Origin of the sequence: Cytobacillus sp. NCCP-133, assembly GCF_026011715.1 — a bacterium.
In the GTDB taxonomy this organism is placed as follows: domain Bacteria; phylum Bacillota; class Bacilli; order Bacillales; family Cytobacillaceae; genus Cytobacillus.
Window position 1 is genome coordinate 1 of sequence record NZ_BRVM01000053.1, and the last position, 1391, is coordinate 1391.

Below are 1391 nucleotides of genomic sequence, written 5' to 3' on the forward strand. Positions count from 1 at the left end.
TTCCTTGACAAGTCAATTGGCGAAAAGAAAAGCACCTCGTTCTTTGGTATAGTGAGATTATCGAGAAATCACTACCAAACAGAAGAGGTGCCTCCTATATGATAGATCAAAACCAATCCAACAATCAACTGCCGAATGAATTGCGCTCGGTTTTTTCTGAACTTGAAATCTGTAAACACCTCCGGAAAGCCGGCATCACCAAAACCTTCGGATTTCCCTGTTCATATTTGTTCCAGCTTGTTTTTAGCCTGATTTTCCAGCACAAAAACTGGTTTTCCCTGTTGGATTCGAAGAAAGCAGACCGTTATCCGGCGAAGGATGCCGTTTACCGATTCCTCAATCAACCGACATTCAACTGGCGGCGGTTTCTGTTGTTGTTCAGCGCTTCAACGATTCAAAAGGTAGATCGCTTAACCGATCACAACCGTCCGAAAGTATTCATCGTGGACGATTCGGCGTTCGACCGTAGTCGCAGTAAAAAAGTGGAATTGCTGGCTCGCTGTTTCGACCACGCGTCCCAGAAAATGAAATTTTATAAGGGGTTTCGCATGTTAACGCTGGGCTGGTCGGACGGCTCCACGTTCATGCCAGTCGACTTTTCCCTGCTCAGTTCTAAAAAAGCGCAGCTCAACGGCATTTCATCCGCGATCGACAAACGCACGTCCGGCTATAAGCGTCGGATGAATGCGCTTCAGACGGCGCCTGAACAAATTCCGAACATGATCCGCCGCGCCCTTTCAAGCGGTATTGATGCCAGTTATGTGTTGATGGATTCCTGGTTTACGCTGCCGCCCCTCGTTCAAGCGATCACAAAACAAGGACTTGATGTGATCGGCATGGTGAAAGAAACGAAACAGCGTTATTCAGTGGGCGATCAAGTTGTCAGCTTGAAACAGCTGTATCGCCTGGCCGTGCCGGTTCAAGGCAAAAAAGGAATTCTTCGTTCGATCCGCTGCGAGATGGCGAATGGAACGTCCGTCAAAATCGTCTTCGTCCAAAACCGAAACAAAAGAAGCGAGTGGCTGGCCATTCTTAGTACCGATCAAACATTGACCGAACGGGAGATCATCCAGATCTACGGCATGCGCTGGGATATAGAGGTCTTCTTCAAGACAACGAAGTCGCTGTTAAATCTCCAAAAGGAGTTCCAGGGGCGTTCCTACGATGGGTTGATCAGCCACACGACCATCGTGTTCGCGCGGTATATTGTTTTATCTTGGCAAAACCGCTGCCACAAGGACCAGCGCACGCTCGGCGGTCTCTTTTATGAAATGTGCGATGAAGTGAATGAACTCGATTGGGCGGTTGCGCTGCAGCAGTTGATCGAGCTTCTTGAAGATGTCCTGAAACAGGCGAATACAAAAATGAAAAAACTGATTGAAAGTCAACTG

General features: G+C 48.0%; 1 protein-coding gene. It reads left to right on the forward strand.

The window, feature by feature from the left end:
• Positions 1-98 precede the first annotated feature (98 nt).
• A partial coding sequence (locus NCCP133_RS21745) for an IS4 family transposase (protein WP_264807313.1) occupies positions 99-1391 on the forward strand: 1293 nt, incomplete at its 3' end.